At 49.9% G+C, this 26,464-nt stretch carries 33 protein-coding genes and 1 pseudogene; 15 read left to right on the plus strand and 19 right to left on the minus strand.

Annotation, left to right across the window (positions count from 1 at the left end; translation table 11 throughout):
* The first annotated feature begins 139 nt into the window (after window positions 1-139).
* The 3 genes from SynBIOSE41_RS09590 to SynBIOSE41_RS09600 are packed head-to-tail and all read left to right on the plus strand — an operon-like array spanning window position 140 to window position 1,728.
* Window positions 140-802: a hypothetical protein gene (locus SynBIOSE41_RS09590; protein WP_222930530.1), complete on the plus strand. Its 663-nt coding sequence runs from the start codon at window positions 140-142 to the stop codon at window positions 800-802.
* A 24-nt stretch (window positions 803-826) separates the two neighbouring features.
* Window positions 827-1,207 carry a hypothetical protein gene (locus tag SynBIOSE41_RS09595; protein WP_186537647.1) on the plus strand — a complete coding sequence of 127 codons (381 nt, stop codon included), beginning with the start codon at window positions 827-829 and terminating at the stop codon, window positions 1,205-1,207.
* Window positions 1,207-1,728: a hypothetical protein gene (locus SynBIOSE41_RS09600; protein ID WP_186537648.1), complete on the plus strand. Its 522-nt coding sequence runs from the start codon at window positions 1,207-1,209 to the stop codon at window positions 1,726-1,728. Before SynBIOSE41_RS09595 ends, SynBIOSE41_RS09600 begins: the two co-directional genes overlap by 1 nt.
* Window positions 1,729-2,021: 293 nt before the next feature.
* Here SynBIOSE41_RS09600 and SynBIOSE41_RS18070 read toward each other — a convergent pair whose 3' ends face one another.
* From SynBIOSE41_RS18070 to SynBIOSE41_RS09615, 3 genes are all read right to left on the minus strand, one after another.
* Complete coding sequence (locus tag SynBIOSE41_RS18070; RefSeq protein ID WP_255475696.1) at window positions 2,022-2,252, minus strand: hypothetical protein; 231 nt, start codon at window positions 2,250-2,252, stop codon at window positions 2,022-2,024.
* 166 nt (window positions 2,253-2,418) lie between these two features.
* Window positions 2,419-3,162 carry a hypothetical protein gene (locus SynBIOSE41_RS09610; protein ID WP_186537649.1) on the minus strand — a complete coding sequence of 248 codons (744 nt, stop codon included), beginning with the start codon at window positions 3,160-3,162 and terminating at the stop codon, window positions 2,419-2,421.
* 55 nt (window positions 3,163-3,217) lie between these two features.
* Window positions 3,218-3,583 carry a hypothetical protein gene (locus SynBIOSE41_RS09615; protein WP_186537650.1) on the minus strand — a complete coding sequence of 122 codons (366 nt, stop codon included), beginning with the start codon at window positions 3,581-3,583 and terminating at the stop codon, window positions 3,218-3,220.
* 109 nt (window positions 3,584-3,692) lie between these two features.
* Between SynBIOSE41_RS09615 and SynBIOSE41_RS09620 the strand changes: the two genes are divergently transcribed.
* Window positions 3,693-4,058: an AbrB family transcriptional regulator gene (locus tag SynBIOSE41_RS09620; protein ID WP_186537651.1), complete on the plus strand. Its 366-nt coding sequence runs from the start codon at window positions 3,693-3,695 to the stop codon at window positions 4,056-4,058.
* 272 nt (window positions 4,059-4,330) lie between these two features.
* On the opposite strand, the gene SynBIOSE41_RS09625 is transcribed toward SynBIOSE41_RS09620, so the two are convergent.
* The 3 genes from SynBIOSE41_RS09625 to SynBIOSE41_RS09635 all read right to left on the minus strand — a co-directional run bounded on the left by SynBIOSE41_RS09625 (window position 4,331) and on the right by SynBIOSE41_RS09635 (window position 5,981).
* A complete protein-coding gene (locus SynBIOSE41_RS09625) occupies window positions 4,331-4,585 on the minus strand; it encodes a hypothetical protein (RefSeq protein ID WP_186537652.1) in 255 nt (84 codons plus the stop codon).
* A 55-nt stretch (window positions 4,586-4,640) separates the two neighbouring features.
* Window positions 4,641-5,162 (minus strand): hypothetical protein, encoded by a 522-nt coding sequence (locus SynBIOSE41_RS09630; RefSeq protein WP_186537653.1) that lies wholly within the window; start codon window positions 5,160-5,162, stop codon window positions 4,641-4,643.
* 660 nt (window positions 5,163-5,822) lie between these two features.
* Window positions 5,823-5,981, minus strand: coding sequence for a hypothetical protein (locus tag SynBIOSE41_RS09635; protein ID WP_186541426.1), 159 nt, complete (start codon window positions 5,979-5,981; stop codon window positions 5,823-5,825).
* Window positions 5,982-6,990: 1,009 nt separating this feature from the next.
* Between SynBIOSE41_RS09635 and SynBIOSE41_RS09640 the strand changes: the two genes are divergently transcribed.
* The gene (locus tag SynBIOSE41_RS09640; protein ID WP_186537654.1) at window positions 6,991-7,272 is read left to right on the plus strand and encodes a DUF3104 domain-containing protein; all 282 of its coding nucleotides are present in this window, start codon (window positions 6,991-6,993) and stop codon (window positions 7,270-7,272) included.
* A gap of 505 nt (window positions 7,273-7,777) precedes the next feature.
* Here SynBIOSE41_RS09640 and SynBIOSE41_RS09645 read toward each other — a convergent pair.
* The 8 genes and pseudogenes from SynBIOSE41_RS09645 to SynBIOSE41_RS09675 form a co-directional block, all read right to left on the minus strand.
* Window positions 7,778-7,957 (minus strand): hypothetical protein, encoded by a 180-nt coding sequence (locus SynBIOSE41_RS09645; protein ID WP_255476082.1) that lies wholly within the window; start codon window positions 7,955-7,957, stop codon window positions 7,778-7,780.
* Window positions 7,958-8,050, minus strand: a pseudogene (locus SynBIOSE41_RS18075) (Nif11 family protein); the annotation flags it as partial.
* Window positions 8,051-8,082: 32 nt separating this feature from the next.
* Window positions 8,083-8,277 (minus strand): hypothetical protein, encoded by a 195-nt coding sequence (locus tag SynBIOSE41_RS09650; RefSeq protein WP_007098706.1) that lies wholly within the window; start codon window positions 8,275-8,277, stop codon window positions 8,083-8,085.
* Between the two features lie 347 nt (window positions 8,278-8,624).
* Window positions 8,625-8,852, minus strand: coding sequence for a Nif11-like leader peptide family natural product precursor (locus tag SynBIOSE41_RS09655; protein WP_186537656.1), 228 nt, complete (start codon window positions 8,850-8,852; stop codon window positions 8,625-8,627).
* A gap of 265 nt (window positions 8,853-9,117) precedes the next feature.
* Complete coding sequence (locus SynBIOSE41_RS09660) at window positions 9,118-9,366, minus strand: Nif11-like leader peptide family natural product precursor (protein ID WP_186537657.1); 249 nt, start codon at window positions 9,364-9,366, stop codon at window positions 9,118-9,120.
* Between the two features lie 218 nt (window positions 9,367-9,584).
* Window positions 9,585-9,857 (minus strand): Nif11-like leader peptide family natural product precursor, encoded by a 273-nt coding sequence (locus SynBIOSE41_RS09665; protein ID WP_186537658.1) that lies wholly within the window; start codon window positions 9,855-9,857, stop codon window positions 9,585-9,587.
* A 173-nt stretch (window positions 9,858-10,030) separates the two neighbouring features.
* Window positions 10,031-10,708 (minus strand): hypothetical protein, encoded by a 678-nt coding sequence (locus SynBIOSE41_RS09670; protein ID WP_186537659.1) that lies wholly within the window; start codon window positions 10,706-10,708, stop codon window positions 10,031-10,033.
* A 1,260-nt stretch (window positions 10,709-11,968) separates the two neighbouring features.
* Entirely contained in the window at window positions 11,969-13,117 is a 1,149-nt protein-coding gene (locus SynBIOSE41_RS09675) for an AAA family ATPase (protein ID WP_186537660.1), read from the minus strand.
* Between the two features lie 567 nt (window positions 13,118-13,684).
* Here SynBIOSE41_RS09675 and SynBIOSE41_RS09680 point away from each other — a divergent pair.
* The 5 genes from SynBIOSE41_RS09680 (at window position 13,685) to SynBIOSE41_RS09700 (ending at window position 18,093) form a co-directional block, all read left to right on the plus strand.
* A complete protein-coding gene (locus SynBIOSE41_RS09680; RefSeq protein WP_186537661.1) occupies window positions 13,685-14,197 on the plus strand; it encodes a hypothetical protein in 513 nt (170 codons plus the stop codon).
* A gap of 274 nt (window positions 14,198-14,471) precedes the next feature.
* Window positions 14,472-15,323 (plus strand): hypothetical protein, encoded by an 852-nt coding sequence (locus tag SynBIOSE41_RS09685; RefSeq protein ID WP_222930531.1) that lies wholly within the window; start codon window positions 14,472-14,474, stop codon window positions 15,321-15,323.
* On the plus strand, window positions 15,313-16,371 hold the full coding sequence (locus tag SynBIOSE41_RS09690; RefSeq protein ID WP_186537663.1) for a hypothetical protein: 1,059 nt from the start codon (window positions 15,313-15,315) through the stop codon (window positions 16,369-16,371). Before SynBIOSE41_RS09685 ends, SynBIOSE41_RS09690 begins: the two co-directional genes overlap by 11 nt.
* Before the next feature lie 244 nt (window positions 16,372-16,615).
* Complete coding sequence (locus SynBIOSE41_RS09695; RefSeq protein WP_186537664.1) at window positions 16,616-17,770, plus strand: VapE domain-containing protein; 1,155 nt, start codon at window positions 16,616-16,618, stop codon at window positions 17,768-17,770.
* 2 nt (window positions 17,771-17,772) lie between these two features.
* Window positions 17,773-18,093, plus strand: coding sequence for a hypothetical protein (locus tag SynBIOSE41_RS09700; protein ID WP_186537665.1), 321 nt, complete (start codon window positions 17,773-17,775; stop codon window positions 18,091-18,093).
* Window positions 18,094-19,097: 1,004 nt separating this feature from the next.
* Here SynBIOSE41_RS09700 and SynBIOSE41_RS09705 read toward each other — a convergent pair.
* The 3 genes from SynBIOSE41_RS09705 to SynBIOSE41_RS09715 all read right to left on the minus strand — a co-directional run bounded on the left by SynBIOSE41_RS09705 (window position 19,098) and on the right by SynBIOSE41_RS09715 (window position 21,100).
* Window positions 19,098-19,388 (minus strand): hypothetical protein, encoded by a 291-nt coding sequence (locus SynBIOSE41_RS09705; RefSeq protein ID WP_186537666.1) that lies wholly within the window; start codon window positions 19,386-19,388, stop codon window positions 19,098-19,100.
* Window positions 19,389-19,789: 401 nt separating this feature from the next.
* Window positions 19,790-20,170, minus strand: coding sequence for a hypothetical protein (locus tag SynBIOSE41_RS09710; protein WP_186537667.1), 381 nt, complete (start codon window positions 20,168-20,170; stop codon window positions 19,790-19,792).
* 237 nt (window positions 20,171-20,407) lie between these two features.
* Window positions 20,408-21,100 carry a hypothetical protein gene (locus tag SynBIOSE41_RS09715; protein WP_186537668.1) on the minus strand — a complete coding sequence of 231 codons (693 nt, stop codon included), beginning with the start codon at window positions 21,098-21,100 and terminating at the stop codon, window positions 20,408-20,410.
* A gap of 95 nt (window positions 21,101-21,195) precedes the next feature.
* Between SynBIOSE41_RS09715 and SynBIOSE41_RS09720 the strand changes: the two genes are divergently transcribed.
* Window positions 21,196-21,849 (plus strand): hypothetical protein, encoded by a 654-nt coding sequence (locus SynBIOSE41_RS09720; RefSeq protein WP_186537669.1) that lies wholly within the window; start codon window positions 21,196-21,198, stop codon window positions 21,847-21,849.
* A gap of 469 nt (window positions 21,850-22,318) precedes the next feature.
* On the opposite strand, the gene SynBIOSE41_RS09725 is transcribed toward SynBIOSE41_RS09720, so the two are convergent.
* Complete coding sequence (locus tag SynBIOSE41_RS09725) at window positions 22,319-22,567, minus strand: DUF1651 domain-containing protein (protein WP_186537670.1); 249 nt, start codon at window positions 22,565-22,567, stop codon at window positions 22,319-22,321.
* Window positions 22,568-22,735: 168 nt separating this feature from the next.
* Between SynBIOSE41_RS09725 and SynBIOSE41_RS09730 the strand changes: the two genes are divergently transcribed.
* The 4 genes from SynBIOSE41_RS09730 to SynBIOSE41_RS09745 are packed head-to-tail and all read left to right on the plus strand — an operon-like array spanning window position 22,736 to window position 26,017.
* The gene (locus tag SynBIOSE41_RS09730) at window positions 22,736-23,545 is read left to right on the plus strand and encodes an ABC transporter ATP-binding protein (RefSeq protein WP_186537671.1); all 810 of its coding nucleotides are present in this window, start codon (window positions 22,736-22,738) and stop codon (window positions 23,543-23,545) included.
* A gap of 31 nt (window positions 23,546-23,576) precedes the next feature.
* Window positions 23,577-24,281, plus strand: a complete 705-nt coding sequence (locus SynBIOSE41_RS09735; protein ID WP_255475697.1) for a hypothetical protein — start codon at window positions 23,577-23,579, stop codon at window positions 24,279-24,281.
* A 54-nt stretch (window positions 24,282-24,335) separates the two neighbouring features.
* Window positions 24,336-25,769 (plus strand): iron uptake porin, encoded by a 1,434-nt coding sequence (locus SynBIOSE41_RS09740; RefSeq protein ID WP_186537672.1) that lies wholly within the window; start codon window positions 24,336-24,338, stop codon window positions 25,767-25,769.
* 50 nt (window positions 25,770-25,819) lie between these two features.
* Window positions 25,820-26,017, plus strand: coding sequence for a hypothetical protein (locus SynBIOSE41_RS09745; RefSeq protein WP_067325407.1), 198 nt, complete (start codon window positions 25,820-25,822; stop codon window positions 26,015-26,017).
* On the opposite strand, the gene SynBIOSE41_RS09750 is transcribed toward SynBIOSE41_RS09745, so the two are convergent.
* The gene (locus tag SynBIOSE41_RS09750) at window positions 26,005-26,217 is read right to left on the minus strand and encodes a DUF6737 family protein (RefSeq protein WP_186537673.1); all 213 of its coding nucleotides are present in this window, start codon (window positions 26,215-26,217) and stop codon (window positions 26,005-26,007) included. The two genes, SynBIOSE41_RS09745 and SynBIOSE41_RS09750, sit on opposite strands and share 13 nt — an antisense overlap.
* Window positions 26,218-26,464: the final 247 nt, after the last annotated feature.

Below are 26,464 nucleotides of genomic sequence, written 5' to 3' on the forward strand. Positions count from 1 at the left end.
AATCAACACTGACAATCAATCAACCTTAGAATCAAACAATAGGAGTATTAAACAAATGGCAAGATCACGTAAGCACTTAGGACAACACCCATCGCCACCAGAAAACAGGGGATGGTTCCGTGGCCCCGATCCTGAGGAGGTGAGTCAATATCAAGAGAAAGTTTTCAAGCGCAACGAACGTGAAGCGTTCAACGAAAAGGTTGCTGAGCGACGTCGCATGATGGCGGGATTGCCTCAAGGAATGAACAACGGATTCACTCGTGACATTGGTGATGCTGTTGTTGATGCAAGGGGAGCAGTCCGCAACATCAATACACCTGCAGCCATTGCACTCGGTGCCGGTGGTGCAGCAGCAGGTATCGCTGGACTGAATGCCTACTACCAGCAGAACGCTGAAGGTCTGCCGAATGATGGGTACAACGTGGCGGGCAGAGCAGTGAACAACGCCCTGGCTGGACTGGCCGGTGGAGTAGGGCTTGATCCCTTGGCTGAAGCAAGGAACAACGTACGTGAAGCAGGCACAGTGCTTGGCTCACCCAATCTGCTTGAAGCCGTAGCCGCAGATGAATTGCTGGCAATGGATGAGGCAACACAAGCACTGGAAGCAGAGGGAGTTGGCACTGGACCAGCTGGCTTGAGCGAAGGTCAGTTCATGCAGATGGTTGACGCACGAGCACAGCAACTGCAACAAGTACCCATTCAGAAGTCGGATGGTTCAGTCGCACCTATGGGTTACGACAGTGCTATTCGTTTCGCACAAGAGCAGGTCTACAACGACCTGAGAGCACAAGGAATTATCTAATCACTACTAACTAGAGGAATACCGATGAACAATTCATTTACACAAGACCAGTTGGTCACACTGATCCAAGACCTGCAACAGCAGGGGGCCAGTGCTGAGCAGATCAAATCACTCGTCAAACAACTGACGGGTGGTGAGCCTGAGATGACTCAGCGTGATGGCGTAACGATGCAGCGCAACGAACCAGAAGCACCCGCTGCTTATGAGTCTGCCTACAGCAAGCTTCAGGACTTTTACGCAAGCTCACCTCGTGGAGAGCAGACGTACACCAACGGACAGCAACGGGTGCCTGGGTTCTATCAGAACCTGAACGTGCCAGTGGTGCCAATGAGTAATCCCAATTCTCGTGTTGAAGAACCACGTACTCAAACCGTGGATGACCGTGGCAACGTGGTGATCTACTAATGAGTGACGTCGTACAAAGCGCTGACAATGAAGAGCAAGTCCGTGATCTGGCTCAACAGATTGCAGGCATGAGCAAGGCAGATAAAGACAAGATCCTCTGGGAACTCGTTAATGCTGAGACGTTCGAGAGGATCAAAGAATGGTCACTCGCAGGTATCAACTACTTCGATCACGAGATAGGCATCAACAACTACGAAACAGGTACTGCTGATACAAAGCCAGTGCTTGGTTTCCTGATGGCAGCAGCAGCAATGACGAAGCAAAGCGCTGATTCAATGGCACGTGCAGAGATGCAGACGATGCGTGAAGCCTCACAGTATGGCTCACGTATTGCTGAATCAATCTCCGATGTGGCGAATGAAATTCAAGGGGCAACACAAGAATTGATTGCACTGCATTGTGCTTACAACGCTGTGCTTTGCGGACGTCAACGGAATGTGCACTACCTAGATGTTGATGGCAACAGTGAACCGTTCTCAGATGAAGAGCGCTTTCGCAAGACGTTGCGGTTAGAAGGATAGAAAAAGAACCCTCGCTACTAAGCGAGGGCAAAGAGCTACAGGATTGAATGACCTTCTCGATATCCAATCACCGTTATCAATGTGATTATCGAGAGCAGTCCACATACACCAGCCCAATTGACATTAGCCATCCGCTTACCTCCGGGTCCTTCTGCACCCATTAAAGGACGGATGGGTGATTGGCACAAGGCGAAGAAACCGAATGACACACTCGAACCTTGAGGAAATAAAAAAGCCCCCGCGTTAGCAAGGGCAAGAGGTGTTAGTTGGCTGAATTGATGGAGCCAAGTGAATCAACTGAAGATTCCAACACAGCTGAACATCACACCCAGCAATTTGTTAACACCAGATAAATCAATCGTAGATGCTTGATTGAAGATGCTGACTTGCTCGATAATGCCCTTGCCGGTCAGGGCTTCGACAGCCAAACCAATACCGAGGCCAAGCATTGCAGCTCGTCCGTTCAGCTTTTCACTGAAAGACTTGTATGGGTCAGGCGTGAACTTGTTAGTTGCTTCGGACATAGGACGGAAAGCGATAAAACAATATTAACGAATGTAACGGGCAGTGCGTGGTATAGAAGAATGCCTGTCACCTACTGGCTTTACGGATGGTCAGGTGATTTAAGTAGGTGGTAATGCTTACGAGAGCAAATAGAAATCCCCCGCCGTTAGGCGAGGGCAAGGGGTGTTACTTGGAGGCAATCTCCTTTGAAGACGAACGCTTCTTGGTGATGCGCTTCTTTGGTTGCTGGATTTCTGCAAGCAAATTATCCAGCTCCTCAGCAGGTACTTCAAAGGGAAGCTCTTCAGTGTCTACCTGTTCAGCAACAGTCTCTGACTCAGGATTTTCCTGAGCTGTTCTGTTGACATAGGTAATCACGTCGAGGCATTCGTCATACCCAAGTTTGCGACCGAGGTCAGCCTTGGGAATGGAGACACGCTCAAACGTGGAGAGATCAGGCTGGATCGTGCTGAGATTGACGAAGGTTGCCCTGCCCTTACCGGTCAAGGTGACTTGTACTTGTTCAGCGTGCTGCTCCCTGGTCATTGCCTTGAGGCAAGTCAAGAACGAGCTAGCCGTCCAGCTGTTCAACCCGCAGCGGTAGACGTAGTTACATCCATCGCTTGCAGTCACAGACACAAGCAGCTTCTCCACTGGGTCAAAGCTTTCGTATGTCTGCGTCACCACAGCCAAGTCCGTGATCCAGCAGCGCAAGGTGTTGGGTAGCCACAGGCGGCTGCCATCTTCACCAAGCATGTAGCTGCAACGTCCTTCACTCTGAGCAGAAGCACCAGAGATAAAGATCGTTGTCATCATCTGCTTTCTCAGCAGGTCCTGCGCTTCATCACTGAAGCCCGTGAGGTTCTGAGCCAGCTGGTCGAAACCATCGGCATCAACATCAACGGTGTGGAACTGAGTTGTGTCAGTCATTTGAATATCACAATGGACACGAAAGAAAAAAGCCTCCGTTAGGAGGCGAGGGTCTTCAGTATTCGTCAGGCCACAAGCAACAGGTGTTGCAGTGAGGGCCGCCGAAATCTTCAGTGATGATCCATAGTTTGGGGAAGCCTGACCTGTGCCACACACTCATCAGACGTCCGCCGCAACCGGGGTTGTTGAAGACCTCATCGTTTAGTGCTGCATCCTCAGGACAGGTGTCTCCCCATGAGCCTTCGGCGTGAGAGACAACACAGACAGTGAGCCAGTGACGTCTCCAATCCAAACCGAGCGTGCCGGGTAGAGGCTCATCGTCATAAGGCATAACCCCTGTATCGATGAAGTCAGCAACGCTTCGGGTCAGTACGAAGCGTCCAAGCTTTAGCAACTTGCTTGGGGTTGAGGTTGTGGTCATGAGGGTTCATAAGAAGAACACTCAAGAACAAAGCCGCTGTTAAGCGGCGGTTTGAGTAGTTGACGACGCCCGATTTCTGAGTCATAAATGAAGCAACAGAGAAAAAATTGTGCTCACTGGATCTGAACTGCTTACCAAAGTCAAAGACCTTGGTGATGTCTCAAAGACTGATCTTGCAACAGCTTGTGGTTACGTCTCTAAAAAGAAAGACGGCAGTGACCGTGTGAATTTCACAGCTTTCTACGAAGCCTTGCTCAATGCAAAAGGCATTGACTTGGGCGGCTCTGCGAGTATGGGCAAAGGTGGACGCACGCTCAGCTACAAAGCGACAGTGCAAGGCAACGGCAATCTGCTGGTCGGCAAGGCCTACACAGCGATGCTTGATCTACAGCCAGGCGATGAGTTCGAAATCAAGCTGAGCAAGAAGAGCGTTCGTTTGATTCCAGTTGGAGCAGAGGAAGAAACAGAAGAGTGAGACCCTGAGACAACATCGATCTCACCTACTGCCCTGCCTCTTAAGAGGTGGGGTTTTTAGTTTGAAAAGAGGGGGCTTACACAGCAGTGCACTGACTACCACGTAGGTACAAGGCTGATGCCCAGCTTATTAGCTATTGGTGAGTAGTAAACGCAGGCGCTCATGGCGTTCTGCTGCGTTCTCCAAGTCAATCATCAAGCGATATTCAAGGTCTCTGACGTATCTCTTGCGGTCATATGGCTTCAGCTCTGGCGGCATTATCTGTAGAGGCATCAGTCTTCAGCAGCAAGCTTGGTTTTCGTAGCCCGCCTACGGCGTGCGGCGCGGGGTTTTACAGGCGTTACCGCTTCAGTCACGGTGACTGGTGTGGCTGGTACAAGAACGAGCTGAGGCTGAGCGTCAGCAGGAGCAAGCGTCTGCTCCAGGTAGCCGATGATTAACAAGGCAGCAGGCTGAACGACACGCTCAAAGAAGACCGTGGTGATAGCTAAGGCATAGGCCATCACGGTTAGAAGTGAATTAGTCATTGGAGTAATAAGCAAAGGGAATTAGTAGCCCGCCAATAACGACGGGCAGTAGATATCAAGCACCAGCAGGAGCAGGAGCACCGCCGAACTCTTCGGGCAAATCAACGCCTACCTCTGTTGCTTTGACGGTGATGGCTTGTCGCTGGTCTTCGGAGAGAGCCGACCAACCAGTACGCACTAAGCGCACAGCCATTACGCCTCCGCCTACAAGGCCGCCGATACCTGCCACTGGAGCAAGCCAAGGACAGATACCCAGCACGGCAGCAAGTATGAGGACGGTGGGAACGCTTGTCTTGGTTGCTTCCCAAGCACGGTTCATAATCACCTCACGCTGTTCGGCTGCGGTGATTTCACCTGCTCGTCTCGCGGGCGTTGTCTCAAGTGCCGCCATTACTGCGGAGTAGATGGCGTAGGAAAGGAAGCCACCAGTGGCGACCTCACCTGCGGTTTCAATACCGCTAAGTGAGCCAGGGTCTCCCAAGTCAGGAGCAAAGCCAGCGCCGAAAGCCGCAGCCTCAACACCAGGCTTTCGTGGAGTGATGGTGTAACTACCATCGGAGTTTCTTTGGATAGACATAGGTTTAAGTAGTGAAAGTATTTATGGGGTTCAAAGAGTTGCCGTCCTCGTACGCTGTGACGCTCCAGCTGTTATCTCCTTGAACCACGAAGGAACAAAGCGACCGTTAGGTCGCGGATTAAGGCTGTTATTAACTGACGTAGTTACACAGTTCGCGAGTGACTGTGCCTTTGAACTGGAACCTGCTGTCGTCATCACGAGTAATGGTTCCACCCAGTTCGGTGAAGTCACCGCCGAGGTCACCAAGCAGGTTCATCAGAAGTCAGCGTTAGCATTAGCAAGCGCTTCCCACTTGTGAGGGTTGAACTGAAGATACTGTGTGATTGCTTGAAAGCAGACGTCAGCATCATCTACTAGGTATAGAGCGAACTCTTCACAGTTAGGTAGAGCATCAATCTCGGCTAGGTCAAAGAGTTTTTCGTTTAAAGTCATAGTGTTTCTCGGTGGTGTTCCGGATGTTTAGCAGAACCCTTGCCTGCTCTTTATCGATACTTATATAAGAGCATAAATTATCAACTATGTGAGGTTAATTGTACCTATAAAGAGAGCAAGAGTGAAGCAAAGTAAGACTAATTGTGACCGCAATAAAACCACGGGCGACGAACGGAGCGAGATAATAAAGCCACCTTCAAAGAAGAAGGTAGCCCTGTTTGTTACTCGTTAGTTGAACTCATTAACCTTGGCCTGAGCCAGGCACAGAAGCACAGTCCAGGCAACCTCTCCAGACAGCAGGTGGTCATCACAGAGGTAAGCGACGGTGTCTTCAAACGTGCCTGTTAACTCACGGAATTGTTCGTAGCTAATAGTGGTGGACAACATCAGGCTGCTCCACCGATGGAAGAGCTGCGTCGCTTGCGGACATAGTGTTGGACTTCAGCTGTAGCAGTTGCTGTCATCAATGAGCCAACGGTGTAGCGACGTTCAATAGAAGAACGACCACCAAAGGACTGGCAAGAAGTACGAGTACGTACAGACATTGGAATAGTTAGCTGTGTGTATATGTCTTCTTCGCTAAAGCCAGGTGCTCATAGGACCTGAGACTTGGTCCGCTGGCTACAGGTTGTTTGCTTAGGACGAGTGCGACACTCGCTACCCCACGGCCTCAGTAACCTTAGCGTTGGCACCCCTGCCTCTGCGTCATCGGTTTCATCTGAAGTCAGAATGACACAGGACAAAGCCACACGTCAACACCGTAAGTACAAACGGTTATGTCCTCAGTCACAGTTTAGTAACATGTACATAGACACAGAGATAGGGAGGGATAGGTGGTAGGGATGGCTGGCATCTACATCAAAGAAAGTAATTACATCAAGGCATGCTGCTCCCTGCTAGTCACACACAAGTTAAGCAACACAAGACAACAACAGATGAACAACGCAAGCTCACATAGAATTATTTCTACTGCTCAACTCAAGTGCTTACTGTTGTCTCTTGCTGTTGTTGATGACTGACGACGAGCGTTGCTATATCTAGTTTATTTTTTGTTTGACACCCATCCACGGTACGTAAGGTATTTAAGGTGTCTAAAATTCTGTATCACTTTTAGCCTCCTATAGACCGTTCTTGCCAATAGTCAAAACGTATATAGCCATCTAATTTTTTATTGACTATTTAGGGTCGCATAGGGCTTTTGTATATACCCCAATCGTCAAGCAATGGAATCTCTAATTACTTACAATTAGTGAGTATTTGAAGGGGAAGAATGTCGGGACCTAACGCAAAGAAAATTGTTCAGCTGTATCAGCCAACTGAAGGAGCACACAGCATTAGTGCAGATGGAAAAACAGTATTCATTGGTGGCTAGTACTGGTGTCCCAGTTTTATAAGAATGACAGTCGATCACGGGATCTACAACCAACAGGACCCCTCAGAGCAGCCGGTCTTCCTGGATGTCGCTCCAGGGATGACGGTTGTGGTGCGGCATGACCCCATGACTGGAGAGAAAGCCGACAAGGATTGGTGGATGGGGCAGGTCATCCACTGCGGCGGTGCTGCCCGTGATCCCTCCATGCACAACCTGTTCCAGATCGCCGATGTGGACTCAGGAGTGGTCCGCTGGGTGAACGCTGATCTGGTGACGCACATCGTTCCGAAGGAGCCAGGGCAATAAAAAACCCCGCACTTGACGGGGCTGGTGATCAGATTGTGAATGAGGCGATTGGGTACTCAGGAGTCATGCCAGGGGGCCACGTCCACCGTTTAACCATTCAAAGATCCGAAGAGTGGGGGAGCCATTCCGGACATGTTCATACATGCCCCGAACGAGATCCCGACCGAAATTGCCTCCTTGGGCTGCTTCGAGTTGATCGTCAGTCAGTTCAATGATTTGATCTTGAGTGTTGAATGTAGTCATGGTTTTGAAGTGAGTGAGTTGAGTGTGTCTTAGAGGCGCTGCCCCCTCGACTCCTTCAAGATCACAGCCTTTCTGGTGAACCCCAGTACATGGATGTGGTGTGGATGTAGGCAAGTTCTGGTGGTGCTCTGGTGATCAGCTCAGAACCCAAGCAAAACCTTGTTTATGGGTCCACTCCTCCTGCAGGCAGACAATAAAAAACCCCGCTTGTGGCGGGGCTTTTTATTGCCAAAACAGAAAAGATTGACCATAAAGCAGGAGGTTATTTTAGGGGAACACCTGTGGTAATGAAGGCGGTAAAAATACATCCTCCATAGCTGCACCAGGCACCACCAGCAGCCTGCTCAAGATCATCGTCTAAGAGATACTTAACGCGTTCGTCGGGTGCCTGCATTGAGACACTTCCGCTCGCAACCTCTTTGGACAAAAGCAGCTGCTCCATGGCTTCAGTCGTCTTGACTGTACGGAGCTGTTCCTGAAGATGCGGGTCAGATGCGACCTGTTCAATGAGAGACTTGAGTTGATTTTGAGTCATTGTCTTAATGCGAAAGAAGCTGGAAGTGGGGATTAGGACTTGTAGCTATTGATGTTGTCGATGTTTTGGCCAGTGCTTCCGCCCCAAAGTGAAGCAATTGTGTTCATCTGACCAATTACAGGGATGAAGTTCATTCCGACATCGACCCAAGTGCCAACAGTTTTGCCGCCTTGGATTGCTTCGAGCTGGTCGTTGGTCAGTTCTGCAGATTGATTGTTGTTAGTCATGGTTTTGAAGTGAGTTGAGTGAGTGATGTGTGGGGTGTTGCCCCCTCGACTCCTTCAAGATCACAGCCCTACTGGTGAACCCCACTGCACAGCTCTGGTGTAGACCCCATGAGGTTCTGGTGCGCTTCTGGTGAATCGCTCAGAACTCAGTCACCACCTTTTGAAAAATGTTTTCATCTGCCTGATAACTGCTCAACTGCGCTCAATCGTGCCAGGCATTGAAGGCTGATTTATGAGCTTATTGGCGAGGTTGAAGAAGTAAAAAGCCCCTGTGGGTGCAGGGGCTGTGAGTGTGTGTAGCCTGTGGGTTGGCGTGAAGCTTCTATTTGCGTGAAGCTTCTAATGTTTTATCCTGTACACATATTATCACCACCTACGTGTGATATTCCACCTCCGCTAACGCCTTCCAGCTCCTCTTGACTGAGCTCTTCGATCTTATCAGCAGTGAATTCATGACCATGTTCTTTTGCAATTCCTACGACATCGTCAGGTGACTTAGCTGCTTTTAGTTTCACTTGAAGATTGGAATCACCTTTGACCTTGGCGAGGAATGCCTTGAGTTGTTCTAGCGACATGGGTGTCAAGTCTGTTGAGTAATCATAGCGACGGTCTGCTGCAGCGTCTTTGGCTAATACTCCTGGGCTCAATCGTGCCAGGTATGGCGACGAAGTCGTCACCTATTGAAGGCTTGATTTGTGGGGTTTTTGGTGTGATTGAAGCAATAAAAAACCCCTACGGCGGCAGGGGGTTTGAGTGTGTAAACTTAAATCCATTCAAAATAGAAAGCATAGCCCAAGATACCAGTAGAAAGTGACACCGCCACGCTAGTAGTAGACGGAGTTAACAGTCCCACAGGCGGCACCTCCACGTACAGCTGTTCTGAAAGGAAAGGCCACCAGCCGCGCCCTCTAGCTCTTGGTCTGAAAGTTCGGATTGAGCCTTAGTTAGGTCATCAGCAGAGATACTGAAACCTGCTTCCTTGGCAATCGCTGCAACAGCATTGGCATCAGCTGCTGCCTTGAGCTTCTCCTGAAGGCTGGTGTCTGCTTCGACCTTCTCCAGGAAGGCTTTGAGCTGATCTTCTGACATAGGTATCGGGGGTCTTTACCGGTTATAGCAACGGTCTTCTGAAGAGACTTTGGATAATATTTACTGCGCTCAATCGTGCCAGGTATTGAAGGCTGATTTATGAGCTTATTGGCGAGGTTGAAGAAGTAAAAAGCCCCTGCGGTTGCAGGGGCTTTGATGAGTATGCTCACATTGATGAGTCGCCAACCTTAGAAACGGTTACGGTCTTACCTCCCGCCTCACGGACACCCACTAAACCTACAAGTCCAAAATCTACCACCCGTATTTACTAACAAACCACCCGCCACGCCTTCCAGTCCTTCGTCTGAAATCTCTGGCGATTGTTCTTCAAGTCGTCGAGCGTTCTTCAAGTCATCAGCGAAGATACTAAATCCAGCTTCTTTTGCAATCGCAACTACTGCATCAGCATCCGAAGCAGCTTTGAGCTTCTCCTGAAGCGTGGTGTCGCCTTTGACCTTTTCTAGGAAGGCTTTGAGTTGCTCTTCTGACATGGGTTTCAGGCCTGTTCAGCAGTCATAGCAGCTGTCGACCTAGGTGTACCCCAAACTTCAAGACAATAAAAAAACCCGCAGTGTCTAAGGGCGGGTAGTGAATCGATATCTGTATTGGGACTTACATCAGTGACGGCAGAAGTGTTGATGTTATGCCGATGAATGCCCAGTGATCAGAACTCTGAGTCAGCAGTGTCAGTGGTGAACTCAGCAGCAGGTTTGATGAACGGATGGGAGCCTTCAGTTAGCGAGGCCACGTTCATCTCACGAACCTCTGCCATTGCTTCTGTCTCTGTCTTAGTGACCTTGATTGGCTTGGGCAGAACTGAATAGCTGGTGTCGAGACCAGTGCCACGACGGGAGATCTTCAAAACGAACTCGGCTACTGCGTCATCGTTGAAGCCGTAGTCGCCGTCTTGCAGTGCTTCGGTGATGCCTTCACGCAGACCGCGTTGCTCAAGGATCAGAAGCTCAGGACGCTTGCGCTCAACAGACCAGGCAATCCAGACGAGTGCTTTCTTGGGTTTGACAAATTCGTTGTCGAGCTTGGGACGAGCAGGGTTGGACCAATCCACAGCACGGGCAATGCCTTCAGGCTGAGCGCCTGGATAGTCAGTTGTGTAGCGGAAGCCAGCGAACTTCAGTTCTCCGTCTTTCATTTGTTCGATTGGATAACGCCAGAGGACGCCTGCATGTCCAGTGCCATAAGCACCGAGCAGACGGAACTGTTCCGACTGTCCATCGGTCAGCGAGGACGGGAAGAACTCTTGCCGATCAAACTTCTTAGCTGATGCAGCAGGCTTTGAGGACTCATCAGTTGTAAGTCCAGGGGGAATAATTTGTAGTGTCATTTAGTGTGATTGTAATTTGACGTTTATATAATTGACGCTTGTTAAAGCATCTTGCTACCAATACTTGGTGCCTATTAAATCTAACGCGAAAGCTGTATAAACGTGGGGTCAAGCAAAGGTATATTCTTTGCCATCGTGTAGGTAGCTGCCTGTCTTCCTAAGGCTATGGCGAATGCTTTGATAGCTATTGAATTCACCTAACTGATCTGCAAGCTGCCGTATAGACGGGAAGTTATCTCCAGTCTCCTTACAAATGATCTTCCGCTGAGATCGGTTTCTCATGCCGCAGCTCAGACATTGGGTTGAACGACCAGCCTCAATATTTATTAGGCTGACTTTAGAGATTTCATTACACAGAAGGCAGACTGCATCTACCTTTTGATCATCTCTTGACTCAGCCTTGTCAGAGGGCAAGACAAACCAACTACCGTGTCGCTTGAACGCATATCGATAGCGCTCTATATCAGGCTGAAAGCGCAGGATATACTCTCGTATCTTAGGCGTGAGTTTAATCTCTAGCTCCCTTGAGGCACTAGCTACTGTCCCACCCTTGAGAAGTATATGTTCAATAATCTTTGTGGCATCACTAACATACATAACTATAGCTCTTATTAATTTAATTGTATAAAGGCTGACAAGAATGTGTGGGGAATAGAGGTGGAGGGGTATGGTTTCCGAGAGAGTGGAAACTATGGAAACTTGGAAACTCCCCTGCGCCGCAAGGGATTTAAAGAATGGTTAATGGAAACTCGTTGGAAACCATGGAAACCTACACAATTGCAATTAGACTGTTTACACTTAGAGCCCCCAAGTCACACTTAAATCTTATATAGTAGAGAGTAGGGGGAGTAGTAGTATTTATGAATATAGAAAGCAAGTCTATTAAAAAGCTATGTGAAGCCTGCTTGCATCTTTAAGCTCAATATCTAGATTGCAAAACCAAAGAGAACACGAATGCTTGAGAGCATCCCTGAGCATATATTCAACAAAGATATTGATATCGATACGCTGCAGTGGTTCAGAGCGCATGTACTTTGCCTAGAGATAGATGAAGACTACGAAGATGTTGACGCCTTGATTGCTGAATTTGTTCTCAATTCACGACGGCGATAAAAGCAATTACTCACTCTTTTGTGTACTTAGGCAACATCTAGTTTCCATAGTTTCCAAGTAGTTTCCAAATGGAAACTCTGAAACCCTAGTCATACCAGTGGAGTTTCCAAGTTTCCATAGTTTCCATCATCTCAGAAGGGTGGGGGGTCAGTAGTCCTCGCTGAACTTCTGCTTGATGAAGTAGGTGACTTCATAGTGTTTGCTCCCGTCCGCTTCAATCTCAGCAATCAAAGGTGTGCCTTGGAATCGCTCTTCCTTCAATGCACTGAGGCTCTTGCTGACAGTTCCTTTGTTGAGGCTGTGGTCTGCAACCAACGTTGCTTGTGACACTGGTGCCTCATATGAGTAGAGAGCATCAAAGACGGCCCGCTTACCTGCGCTTAAGCAGCCCACAACAGCGTGAATGGTCGTCGTATCGAAGACATCGTCTATATCTGCTTGAGCTTCGATAGCGAAGAGTGCGTCATAGAAGTCTCCGTGACTCTTCACTGAACCATTCTCAAAGTCCAGCTCCACAAGCAGATCGATTGGAGTGCCCCGGTGACCGGCTACCATCCTGCGCTTGGCTGACTTGCGATCAGGGATGGCCTTGCCGTTGACCTTGGACTTCTGGTCCAGGAAGTTGAGCGTGATGATCTGACCAGCAAAGGCAGGGATAGACCCGTGACCACGGAGGCTGTCAGCACCAGTGAACTCTTGTGTGCTCTCTTTCTTTTGGTGAGCCAGGACAATCGGCGTTGCGTTATGCCTCTCGCAAACCAGCTTTAGATCCATGATGCGGGCGGCCATCATCGGTGAGTTCTCATCCACACCGCTGCTGGAGATAGCAGCGAGCAGTGAGTCCACAACAACTATTGAGTTGGGATGCTCCTTCAGTCGAGTCTCCAGCTTGTCGAGGTTGCTACTGCTGATGCTCCACCCACTCTCGTTAGGGATGAAGTTGAAATTGGGCACAGCTCCCTTCTCGTTGATCAGTCCTGTGTTGCGGAAGATGGGGGTATAGACATTGCGTCCTCCATCAAGGCCAATGAAGAACACTTGGTTCACTTGATCACGGTTCACTCTGTAGCCAAGGAACCTGGGCTCTCGCTCTGGGTTGAGTAGAGCACTGAGAAGCATCGCAGTGAAGTTCGTCTTGGCTGCTCCAGACAAGCCACCAATGATGTTGAGTTCGCCCTTGGTGATGAGGTCTTCAATGATGTGGCTCTCACCGTGCTCAAACCACTGGGAGCCTTGCTCAGAGTTGATGAGGATTAGGTCTGAGCCGTACTTGTTTCGGCTGTGATGCTCAAGCAAGACCTGAACAATACGGTTGTCAGTGAGCTGATGCCCTGACTGCCTGGAAGCAAACTTGATTAGGTCAGTCTTCTGCTCAGACGTCAGTAGGTCATCACTGCAGATCTCAGTGATCTTCGATTGAAGTTCAAGCAGTACTGCTTTGTAGCCTTCGACTGTGGGCTCAGGAGAACGCCTTGACTTCGAGGTCTTCCTACCTTTGAAGGGATTGCTTGTCTGTGGCTCAAGATTAGGAAGTGGCTCTTCATAAGCCGTTTCACTTACTGAGTTTTGAAAATCTATAAAGTCAAAATCGACCTCATGGTCGTCGCTGTTTTGTATGGACATAGTTTCTGTTCATGCGTATTGAATAAAAGTTGTGCTTGGCGAGCACGATCTAGGTTGCAACAATGAATACGATAGCCATACAGGTGTATAAACTTTGCGAATATTTGATGCTGCATATCCATACTAACGGCCTAAATAAATAAAAGTGGAGACGCCTCTTTATACATCTGCATTGGCTAGACTAAATCCAATAAAATAGAGATGACGGATAGGAGTAACTCTGTGTCCTCGAAAAATACAATGACCAAAGAAGAGTATCTGTATGCACAGGAAAGGTTGCTAGACGAAGCAATGGAGGGAAACCTCTGTCAAATCAAGGTGTACCCAGCGCAGAACCGACAGCTGTGGCTGATGGATAAGTCATATAAAACTGTTGGACTGATTCATCGCTGGCTTTTCTTCTCTGATTATCTAAAGCCAGGGCTTGAGCCTGAAGAACGCGTGTTCTCTGTCTATACGTTTGCCTCACTTCTGCAGAAGGCAGTCAGGTACAAAGGTGCTGAGCATCCTCGCCGTGACTTCATTGAGTTTGCAGAGGAAGCACTGCACAAGATGGCAGAGAAAGGAATCGTAGAACTGCTCACATTGGACAATGGTTTCTTGGCTGCGTGTATTAAGTGCACAGGCAAGAGGACTGCTGATATTGAGGCAGGTAAAGCTAGGTATGAAGATGCCAAAGCCCTTCGAGAGATTGAGTTGCAGGACAATGTCACGCTACTTACTCGCTGCTTTAAAATCTCCACGAGCAGCTGAGGTCATTGCTAAAATGGTAGTAAGTCAAAAGTTTTTCCGACTTACCTTCTGTACGCGTTAAAAGTAATCTAGGCAGTGGCTGGCCCCACTGAAAGGACGCACGAGCAATTGCTTATGCGTCTTTTTTAATGCGTCAGAATATCTGCACTAGTTTTTGATATTACCCCACGTAGTTAAATTCAACCTGTTAATGTAGGTGTATAAACGAATTAACGTTTATATGGCGTAAGCCTTTCCTCGTACACGAACAATTACCTCATAAGGAGAATTAACAATGTTCAATATCACTACTTCCGTGCGGCCTATTGCCGTGCTTGAAGCACCTGCTTTTTACAAAGGGAATACATATCAAGTTGCTGTAGCAGCAACGGTTCCTTTGGCAGATAAGGATGTTCCTCTGATGGCAGCAGTTCTCAGCCCTATTGAGAGCAATCAATCACGGATCATCAATGAAGTATTTAAGGCATATCAAGAACTCCCAGCTGTAGATCAAGAGACCACTGTGCTGAATGTCGGTGGCCTTGGATGGGTGTCTGATCACTATCGCCTGAACAACAAAGGCAACGACAAGTACGAGGCCTACCAAGAAGCGATGGAGTTCTCGATGATTCCTGCTGAAGCCCTTGGTGATGCAGGTGATGCTGTGTTCCCAGACATCGTGCTGTTTGGAGACACGCTTGAGGTCACCACTACCGATAGCTTGCAGTCCTACTTCTCAACTGACTGCGGCTATCTCATTGTCGAAGAGTCCAAAGGTGGAGACACCAACTGGTACAAGCTGCAGTCGCGTGGCCCTTCTGTTGGAGAAGAGGGCACCACGAACCCACGGTTCAATGTGTCCTGCACCAAAGCTATTGCGCGTCAGTTCGAGATCTTCCAGGTAGACACCACTGTGCAAGGTGCATTTGCTGGGAACCTTGGTGGATACATCGGTCAAGACGGGACGCTAAAAATCCGCTTCTCAGTCAGCCGTTTCTTCTATGCCAAAACGTTCAGCAACTCAGGTGGTGTGCAGCGGGAGACGATGCAGCGTCCTCAAGTAGGACAAGCATCAATCAATCCAGCTGTTGCAGCACTCCGTAATCGGATGCCTAAGGCCCAAGAGGTCGCGGTCGATGACTATTGAACTGCCTCTGTATCAGTTCTCCTACAACGAAGGCTTTGGAAAGAACGGCTCACCGAAGAAGCCATTCAATACAAGGTCATATGGGGAGGGCTGGATACACAGCGTTGAGTCGCTGACAGGTGTGATGGAGCACGCCCAGCAAATGCATGGCTGGTCTGGTGCAGTGTTCCAAGACGGAAAGAGAGACGGCAAGCACTGGTTCGCTAGTGGCCTGCTGGTATGTGAGTTCGATACCGTCAAGTATCCCGATTCAGATGCAATTGATTGGGAGAGAACCATTGCCAGCAACCCACGCATTGAAGACATCGAGAAGATCCCCTTCATTGCTGCTGCCTATCTCTCACAAAGCTGCGACCCCAGCAAGGACGTGTTTGTTGGGCGGATCATTGCGACCATCAGCCAGCCAATCACTGACCCTTACGAATTCAAAGCAGCTGCCGAGCTATTTCACCAAGACGTCGAGACAGCAACAGGCTGCGTCATCACTGATCGGTGTGGATGCGACAAGGTTCGTTGGTGGGGCGGGTTGAAGTCACCAGAGCATTTGCTCTTTGTCAGACCTGAGCTGGTGTCTTACGAAACCCCTGAGCTGATTGAGCGAGCACAGGTTGAGGTAGTCCAGAAGAACCCCTACCAGTACCAGCCACGAGATAACTCTGAAGCCGTAGCTGAGGGCTCAGTCTCTCCAGCAACCGTATGGATACTGCGTTGGATCTTTCGAACCATCCTTCCGCCTCCTGATGCTGAGGCATACAACAGCTTGGTTACTCCAGCGAAAGCATTGGCACGACTGGTGTCACCACAGCTTGATCAGGAGTTCTGCGACTGGATGTCTCTGTCTGAGTACCGGATGGAAAAGGTCAACAACGACCCACTCGACTTTCTCTACAAGGGAGAGAGCTTTGATAACGCATCAGTTGGTTGGTTCATACGTGCCGTAGATAAGCAGGTTCCTGATTGGAGGGATTTGTTTGAGGTCGAATACGGTGCTTATCCAGGATTGGATTGCTTCAATCCCAGTAAACGACAACCAGGGATGGTGAACTAAACAGCTTCTCAAAGTTGTTTAGATTGGAATAACGAAGGAGAAAAGTATGACACTTACACCACACAGAAAGATAACTGTTATGGGATATAGCAATCAGTCAGAGGATGATGATCTTGATTTGCTTGAGTTTCAAGAACACTTGAAAGCAGAGACGCAAACAAGGAAGCAAGCCAAGAGAGGGCGTCCTGTTGGGTCAACGAATGATGCGTCAATCATTGCCAAGCAGCAGAAGGAGCACAGGGAAATGGTTCTCCGTGCTTTGCCTGGCCTTGGGTTTGATATCCGTAGGCAAGCAAGCATCTATAGAGACAAGAAGAAGCTTGGAGTGAAGGTGCTGTCTGCATCCCAGATCAAGAACGTTCATCACTTAATTGGTGAAGTCCTTGGCGAAAGCATGCGGGGAGAGCACGCTCGCTCTGCTGTTGAGTACCTACTCGCAGCCAACCAAGTCGATCCTGTTGTCGAGTATCTGGAGAGCTGCCGTGGTCGTGCCTTGTCGATGAGCTGGAAAGAAATCACCAAGCGTGTCTTCAAGACTGACGGACCACTCGCTGTCGAGATCTTCCGCAAATGGATGGTCGGTGCTGCCAAACGCCCTCTTCAACCAGGGTGCGTGATGGATTGGCTGATGATCATCTGCGGTGCTCAAGGGATTGGCAAGAGCGCGTTCGGTCGGTCACTCATCCCTAGCTCTGATTGGTACGGCGAACTCAGCAGCGACGTTGACCTTCTGGTGAAAGAGCCCAGCCGCATGCAGATGAGCTGGCTCAATGAACTAGCCGAGGTGGACTCGATGACCTGCGGACGTAAGAGCGACAGAGAGAAGATGAAGAACCTGATCAGCATCAGGGAGGACGTCACTCGTCTGCCATACGCACCTCACCCTGAGCGTGTGCCTCGTGCCTTTGTGTTCTACGGCAACACCAACCGCACTGAGTTCATTACTGATGTTGAAAGCCGACGCACCTTCATGATCTCCGTACCTGAAGGAGAGACCATCGACTTCCTGTGGGTACAAGCGAACCGTGATGGTCTATGGGCCAAGGCTCTTGAAGAGATTGAGCAAGGCACAAGCTGCACCTGGACCCGCGCTGAGTACGAGCAAGTCCATGAGCACACAATGCAGTACCGGATTGAAGACCCAATCGAAGTCCTGCTTGATGAGTTCTTGGCAACACGGAACAAGGTCTCGATTGGAGAGGTCATTCGGTGTGTGCTGCAGGTCCCACCACATATGCAGGAGCTGACCCACAGCAGGCGTGTCTCTGAACTGATGCGTGCCAGGGGATGGAGCAAGTCCGTCACCAGCATCAAAGACGAGACAGGAAGAAGTAAGTCAGCACGAGTGTTTAAGAGACCACAGAATCAACCACAAGTAAATGAGAACCTGGAGTATTAAAAATGAATGACAAGCACCTCTATAAAGAGCTACAGCTGCGCACTGGCTCACAAGCAGTTCAAGAACTAGTCACACACCTGTCTGATGTCTTGAATAAAGATCCAAGCTTTGCGATTGCTGCAACAGTTGATTCAATGCGAGCACTCGATGCTCTACTTACTCAACACACGAATGCCGACAGATCCAGTATTGATATGGCTTGTGCTGTCTTCATAACTGCACTAACCAACGCATCAACACTAGGTTCAGCAAAGCTAGTTCACTGTAATCCAGATGAGCAGATCGTTGATTACACAAATCATGATGATTACCTGATGGAGTAATCTACTGTAGCTCCTGTCTGCGAGAGCAAAGACAATGCTTCGTTCAGCGATTACATCTAGCGTCTCTCTCCTGGCAATAGCTCTTGCGAATCCTCTATTAAATGCAAATGCTCAGAGGGCTGGGGGTGAGTTCTTCTGGTGCGAAGCGAAAGGCTTCACCACATTTACTTATGCGGCAGGCAATCAACCCCCGCGAGAGAAGGCCGAGATCCGGTTGATGGTCGAAGTCGATGAACCAAACGGGAATGTGAAGTTTCGCGAGCCTATCGAAGGAGATGATTGGGGTCCTTGGGGTCCTTGGCGTCCTGCCATCTTTGACCGGGATGCATCCGGACGTTGGGAGGGACTTGAACTTTGGGAGCATATAATGAACACAAAAACAGAGTTCACGATATTCAGAAATGAAGGGGGGAAGTTTGGTTTTATGAGAACGCAGAGCACGGTGTTTCCAAAGTTTGTAACCACAGCCGAAGGGGCTTGCAGACGTTATTGATTAATGCAAGTCCCGATGACTATCTAGTAGAATAAACCTGTCAGCTGTATGAGCTTTCCACTGACATAGCCTACGGGCAGAATAAGTAATCTCGAAAGCAGAGAGTAGATGCAGCTCTCAAATACAGACTGAGCCCCGACACATACGTGTGCTGGGGCTTTGTTGTTAGTGAAGAAGTCAGCCCAATAAAAAAGAGGAAGGCTCCGCCCTTCCTCAGCACCTCATCAGTGTCACGCTTTAGGTGACTCCGAAAATATAAAAATTGCCACTATCTTTTGCAAAGGCAATGCAAATGCCGCATAAAAAAGACCCGGACGTCTGTCGGGTCTCGGGGGTGTGAGGAGTTGGGTATCTCGGTGAGGAGAAAACCAACTGACTCAGGTATAGCCCAAGCTTGTGCCGTTCACCTCACTGGTTACAACTGGTTGCATACCGGTAGCTAGTCAATGAAATCCAAAGGTGAGGAGAAAAGCTCACGGGGTGGAAACAAGGACACACTCCCGCAGAGTTTTCAAAACCCCTGCCTTTGGCGGGGGTTTCTTTTGGTCTTACTTCGGCGCCGCTGATCGACTTGCTTCGCCAGAAATTCAAAAGCGTCTTCGATCAATTGCTGGGAGTCAGTCAGCTCTGGATGGAGCCGTGAATAAACATTCAGGGTGTTGACCCGCAGGCGGTTAGTGGCATCACCATCTTCTTCAGGCACCAGGCCGAGGAGGTGCCGTGCCTCCTCAATGGTCTTGATCTGTTGGGGAGAAGGAACCCAGCCCGCCAATCTTGGATTGGTACTGAATGGTTTGGTCATTCCACCATTGGACTCAAGTGACCGACTGACACCCAGCTCTTATCGCCTGATGACCTATAGAAATATCAGAAGAGTGAAGAGAAACGGTGAGAAAAGTCACTAGAGCATCCCCAAAATGGCCCGAATGGGGGATCACAGATTTGAATCCAGATCCGATGCTGTTAGCGATATGAGGTATCGGTGTGCTTACCGACTGGCATTGGTATAAAGACCTCACTGACGAGCAAAGAAGCTTGTATGAGGAACTGGTCCAGATAGAGACCGAGATCTACCTCTCTCCGCGTGAATGCAAGCAACTGGTCAAAGGTCTTACACGGATAGGAGTCAGAACCCCAAAAGAACTCAGAGAATGGTTTAGAGCCTTAGCCGAAGCAAAAGATGACTAATCAACGAGGGTTGGATCATTCATCGCTTGAATGCTGTTCAAACACTGAAGGCTTTGGGTTTTCCAATGCCTTCTGAAAGGCTGAAGCAGCTGAGCTTTGGCAGGAACCTTTTACAACCACTCTCATTGATACTTCATCATTGGAAGTTGTGGTATCCATATCCACTACTCCAGGAGGAGAGATCTGCATGGATGAGTAGCCTTTGAGAGTAAAACCATCTTCGACAATATCGAAATTATGAATAACAACACCATCGACAATATTTGCTTCCGCCCATTCAGCCGTATTTGCCATCATCATCCTGCTATTGGCTGTATCAACTTTATAGTATTCAACTAGTGAATTCTCCTCCACATCGACTTGATCCCTAAATGGAAACTCATAAGTGCGAGTCATTTCGACATTACACTTCAAATAAATAAAGTCGTCAGCAACGGCAGGTGCTGCTGAGAGGAGTAGAACACCAAGGAGTAGGGGATATTTCATATTCACAGGCTAGAGACGACTACCAATTCCATCTACCACCTAAATGATGCTCTGTGGAAGTTGACTCCAACAGATCCCAGATAACACCGAGAAGACCGGTGCTTATTGAGAACGTCTACAGAAATCACACTACATAGTGATTAAGAATCAGACGTAGGTGTTCTGTTGCCCAGGGTCGTTGTTACGCAGTTGGTTTGCAAGAGCAAGCAACGCACCACCAGTTGCACCAATAGCCGCACCTCTTAAACCCCTACGTCTGGCAGCACCAAGCTGTTCGACCTGGTCGAGAGGTCGTACGCGTACTGCTTGAGGTTGATTGCCAATCGAAAGTGTTTGCTGCGCAGGTGTTGTGTAGAAACCTGTCAAACCGCCAGCACCTAATCCCATTGCAGTGCCGAGAGCTGCTTGAGAATAAGGATTATCAGTTAATCCTCCTTGGTCATCACTCTGTAGATAATTGACAGCCAATCCACCAGTACCAGCAAGAGCAGCACCAATAGCAGCACGCCTGCCGAAACGTCCCAGGTCCATATGACCCAGCTTCTCTTGAATGAGCTGATGAGCTACACGTTCATCGTTACGCATACGCCGTGCTTCACCACCCATACGCTTGTAATTACCTTCCTGTCTGACAAGGGCACCGCCCTTAGCTTCCTTGCGCTTGGCGTTCTCCTTGCTGATGGTTTCGTTAATAGATTCGACATCAACAACAGCATCAGCAGCAAGTGGGTCACCGGCATACAAGCCCGTGTCATACATGGGATGCACACCTTCTTGAGCAGCCATCAACAGCGCTGCATCATCAAAGCCAATGTTACCGATATCAAAGAGATCAAACATCACAACTAACTGCTAATCATTTACCTATTCTAACGCTTTGCTATTACTGATTAGTTAACAAACAGAGTACACTAGTAATAGCAAGGCAAATACTTATGACTGCTAGCAATACAAGCAAGAGAAAAAGAGGAAGACCACCGAAACAGAAAGTGTTCAGTGCCGCTGAACTACAGGCTAGAAGCACGGAATTCATGAAGATAAGTCAGCAGAGAAGGCAAGGCGCAATCAATTACGTAGAAGCTGAGAAGGTCGTAAGCCTGATGAGCGATAGCAGCAAGGTTCAAAATCTCACTCAAGATGAAGTACTTGCATTAAGAGAAGAAGCAACAAAGCTTTGGGAACTACTGGGCTACACAGAAGAGTATGAAACGGAGAGATACAAGCCTGTGACTGAGCAGCTGTCGGATGAAGAGTTCCTAGACACACCGTCCATTGACGGACAGATGAGCCGAAAGGACTGGATAGAAGCACACGCATTCTTAAAGCCGAAGCGAAAGAACGCACGACTGCCCAAGTCAATCAGAGATATCAAGCAGAATAAGTTTGATGCTTATGGATTAACAGACGAGAAGCCCGAGCCAATCGACCACGCAGCGATGGAAGCAGAGCTTGAGAAGAAACTAATGGACCGTGCTTGTGAAGAGCGAGCTGAAGCAAAGAAACAACTAGGTCACGTCGGCAAACGACTGAGGCAGCCAGCACCGCAAGGTCGCAAACACAAGGTTGATACCAGCAAGTTCTGGACTTAATGGTTAGTTTGTACTACCAATAAGCGAAGGAGACATACAGTCAGCTATATATGAAAAGAACTCAAAGATTATTCTTCAAATAATTTGAGGTTCTTAAAGAGCCAAGGTATTACATTCGTGTATTCCACTGCGTTCTTAACGAATATACCGTGGCTGTGTAATAATTGATAATGAAAACTAATATCAATTGACAAACAATTAGCGGTGTGTCGACGCTAATAACAATCGATAATACTTGTGCCTCACAAGGATTAACCAAAGAGGCAACTAGCGTTGAGCAATAAGGGAAGCAGCAGTCAGCACCAACAAGTAAGCGCGACTCATTGGGGTACAGCTGTTGAGTGCACTGCAAATAAACGGTAGTGAAACTAGGCACTCGGATAAGACACGGATTAGTAACGGATACGTGCCGTCTTCCTGCTTGTTAGGCAGAAGTTTTCTACAAAAGAATGAGTCGTGGGATTTTTCCCTAAACATCTACGTCTTCACCCCAGACAGGTGCTGTCACTTGCCATCCGTAGGAGCGAAGGTCCTTCCACAGCAATGTGGCCTCATCAAGCCGCAAATATCTACGGCTTTTCAGGAGTGCTGGCTCTCCATTGGGCATCCTCCGTCCGTGATCGACGAAGACATATGGGTCTCTAATCCAGCTCTTCTGGTCGCGATGAAAGCGCACGCTCCAGTAGCTGTTGTTATCAATGAGCCAACCCTCTTGCATGCCTACTTGGCGGTAGTACAAAAATACTATGGCCGCGTCTAGGCGCTCGTCAACCGGTCACTTCCTGGGTGCTACGTCGTAGTGACCACTTGCTCACTGAAACTGTAATCACCTGCACTGCAATGAGTCTCAATCCTATCCAACCATAGACACTGGAAGAATCAACCGATGGAGCTTGATCAGGCAAAAGATACAGGTTCAGCCTGGCTGGATTGTCAGGCCATTGAGGCCTGGATCAATGGTCATCAGGTTGTCAAAGACCTCACGCTTCGTCTCCGAAGTGGAGAGTCAACGGCTGTGCTCGGTCCCAACGGTGCTGGCAAGACCACACTGGTGAAGTTGATCAGCCGCAGTCTTTACCCGGTGGTCAAACCGGGATCGCATCTGCGCTTGTTCGGATCTGAGACGGTCAATCTCTGGACACTGCGCCAACGACTTGGGGTCGTCAGCAACGAAGTGGAACAACGCATCCCCGCTTCGCTCACGGGCCGGGAGCTGTTGCTGGCAGCTTTCTTCGGTGCCATCGGTCTTGGCAGGGACAGAACACCCACAGCTGAACAGAGGTCGCGCACTGAAACATTGCTCAAGAGCATGGATCTTGACGGTCTGGCTGACGAGAACTATGGGCAGCTGTCTGAAGGCCAGAGGAGACGTCTTTTGATTGCCAGAGCACTGGTGCATGAACCGGAAGTGCTTGTGCTGGATGAACCAACCAATGCTCTGGATCTGCGCGCAAGACACAAGTTGTTGAGAATCATGCGGGGTTTGTGTCAGCAAGGAACCACTCTGGTGCTGGTGACGCACCAGGTGGATGCCATCATTCCCGAGATTCAGAGAGTTGTGGGCCTGCAGGACTGTCTCGTTAACCTTGATGGCTCAGCCGAAGACATACTCACCGGACCCAGACTTTCCAAACTGTTCGACACTCCATTGACTGTTGTGCAGGCCGGTGGGTACAGACAGGTCTTGCCAGGATGACACTGTCCGATGTTGTGCTCTCGAGGCTGATGTGCTTCTGATCCTCCCGGCCATCAGCATGGCCTTCGGCGGTCTGCTCGGCAGTCGCATCAGACCTGGCAAACGCTTTCGAGGTGTTGTTGCCCATCTTGTGGGCGGTCTGGTCCTTGGCATCGCAGCTGCGGATCTGATGCCGGCTGCCAGCGATAGCGGTCACCCATTGGCTCTGGCCATAGGTTTCTGCCTCGGCTTCTCACTGTTGCTGGTGATTAATGCGGTCCTGGAGGACCCCGATGAAAGCGCTGAACAAAGTCGACCACGGCCGATGCTGCTGCTGATGTTGCCCTTTCTCGTTGACAGCCTGATCGACGGGCTTGTGGTGGGTATCAGCAGCAATGCGGCAGAGCAGCAGTGGGTGATTCCCGTAGCCGTTGCCCTCGAAATGGGATTGGCGACTCTCGGACTCGGGACTCTGCTTGGACGTGGCGCAGGTCGCTGGCGAAGCGGAGTCTCAGGTGTCCTGATGGCTCTCACCTATGTGATGGGTCTCAGCATCAGCCTGGTGATCACCAATGGGTTGCAGGGACCTGCCCTGACCGGCACACTCGCTTTCGGTACCGCTGCTCTGATCTACCTGGTGGTGGAAGAGGTGATGAAGGAAGCCCATGCAGGCGGAGAGGATGATTCGGGTCCCGTCAATGTGGCTTTTTTCATTGGTCTGCTTTGCATTTGGCTGCTGGACTCAGTCACCTCCTGAGCTGTGAGCTGTCTCAAATCACAACACTGGATCCGCACTGCAACATTTGCGGTGATGGTTGCGACTCAGGCTCTCTCAGGTATTGCCCAGCCTCAACAAATCGAGCAATCATCAAAACCGGTCACCCCACTGCTGCAGGAGCTGTTTCGAAAAGCCGATTGCCAATCGGCGCAGCTTCTGCGAGATCGCTACCAGGCCGCAGCTGTTCTTCAGCATTGCCTGGAGAAGGCAAACAGCATCTCCGATCCGCTGAGACGTCTTCTAAGCGAGCTTGAAGCTGAACTAACCACGCTCAACTTGCAGCTCGAGGGGGTTGAGCAACGAACCAATGAGCTGGAGAACCTCTCTTTTGCTCCAACCACGCACTTGCGTGGAGTGAGCACTTTCATCCTCGGAGGCAACGTCTTTTCTGGAACAGAGGGAGATCTCCTGAACTCTGCCCGCAGCGGCTATGGAGCTCTGGAATCCGGATACGACCAGAAATTGACTCTGCGCACCAGCTTTACCGGAAAAGACCTGCTCAATATCCGGTTGCGGGGTGGAAATCTCGATACAACCAGCGACAGTTTCGGAGGGGGTGGACCCAGCAAACTCTCCGAACTGGAAGTGGCCTTTCAACAGAGTCGCACTCCCGATCTGATCGGGATCAACCGTGCCTGGTACCAGTTTCCACTAAGCCAGGACTGGACCTTCACGCTGGGCAGCAGGGTGAATCAGACCGTCATGCTGGGGATACGACCAAGCGTTTATCCCGAGGACACTGTGCTGGACCTGTTCACACAGTCCGGTGCCTCTGGGGCGTACAGCAGCAATCTCGGAGCTGGTGGCGGCGTGATCTGGCAGAGAGGTCCGCTCAGCATCAGTGCGAATTACATCGCCTCAAAGGGGCACGAAGGCGCCGATGGTTCCGGGCTGATTGGAGAGGAATCCGGGAGCAGCAGCACATTACAGCTCGGATACGCACAACAGAACTGGGGTATCGCTGCGGCATTGGTGGCGATCGAAAATGGTTTCGGAATCATTGATTACGCCAGTCCATACACCCTTCGCAGCTACGAACAACCTGGAATGACCACAAGCACCGCGCTCAGCGGTTATTGGCAACCACCTGTCGATGGCTGGTTTCCCTCTGTGAGTCTCGGCTGGGGATGGAACAGCACGCGCTACCGCAAAGGAGTTGAACACAATGGTCTCGTCGCCATTTCCCAGTCATGGACAGTGGCGGTTCAGTGGAGCGATCTGTTCGACACCGGGGCAGCGATGGGAGCAGCGGTCGGTCAGCCGATCATTGCCACAGCCCTGGTTGGTGGAACAAGCCCTGACGATGCTGGCTATGCGATGGAGTGGTGGACGATGCTGCCTGTGACTGATGCCATCACGGTCACACCGGCTGTGTTTTTTCTAAGCAGACCTCTGGGGGCTGACACTCCCGAAGGCCAGCAACTGAGCCAGCTAGGGGCTCTTGTAAAAACCACTCTGCGCTTCTAGTTGATGAGGGAGGCGATGTCATAACCTCGCCTCGCCTGCAGGCTGAAGCCTTGAACAGCAACGCCAGAATCGACGCCCTTCAGTTGATGCTGACCGATCTGCGCATGCGCAACGAGCCGATCCGGCACAAGGCGGCCTTTCGCGGCTGCCAGCCTGAATTTCAGGCCCTGGTGACCAAACTGATTGAACAGCTCGAAGCTGAGCTGATGGAAGAGAAACAACGATTCAGAAGCGCTCAACGCGACTGATTGTTGTAGGCAGCAGGAGCGATCACCAGAAACAGGATCCACCAGATCAGAATGATGGCCGAAACTGGGATGGTGACCCACAACCGATGCAGCACCAACCAACTACCTGAGATGGCGAGAACGCCGGTAAGGATGATCGTCCACGGCTGACACCACCAGGGTTTTTCGGCCCAGAGATCCGGTTGAGGAGTATCAGACACCGCAGGCTCTCAAGCGCTCCTTGGCAACGGAGCTGTACACCACCAGTTCATAGCAATGGCTTCACGGCTGCCTGGCACATCCACTTGAAGGTCCAGACACACCAGTTGAAGACTCACAGTTTGCCGGGTAGACGCAGCTGATCATCAGCGCACAACTGATGCAAGGACCCTTCCAATCCATCGATCCGAAGACAGTGGCAAGCACCTCAAAGGCAACACAATTCAACCACTGTTAATCCACGTCGAC

The organism is Synechococcus sp. BIOS-E4-1 (assembly GCF_014279995.1).
In the GTDB taxonomy this organism is placed as follows: Bacteria; Cyanobacteriota; Cyanobacteriia; order PCC-6307; family Cyanobiaceae; genus Synechococcus_C.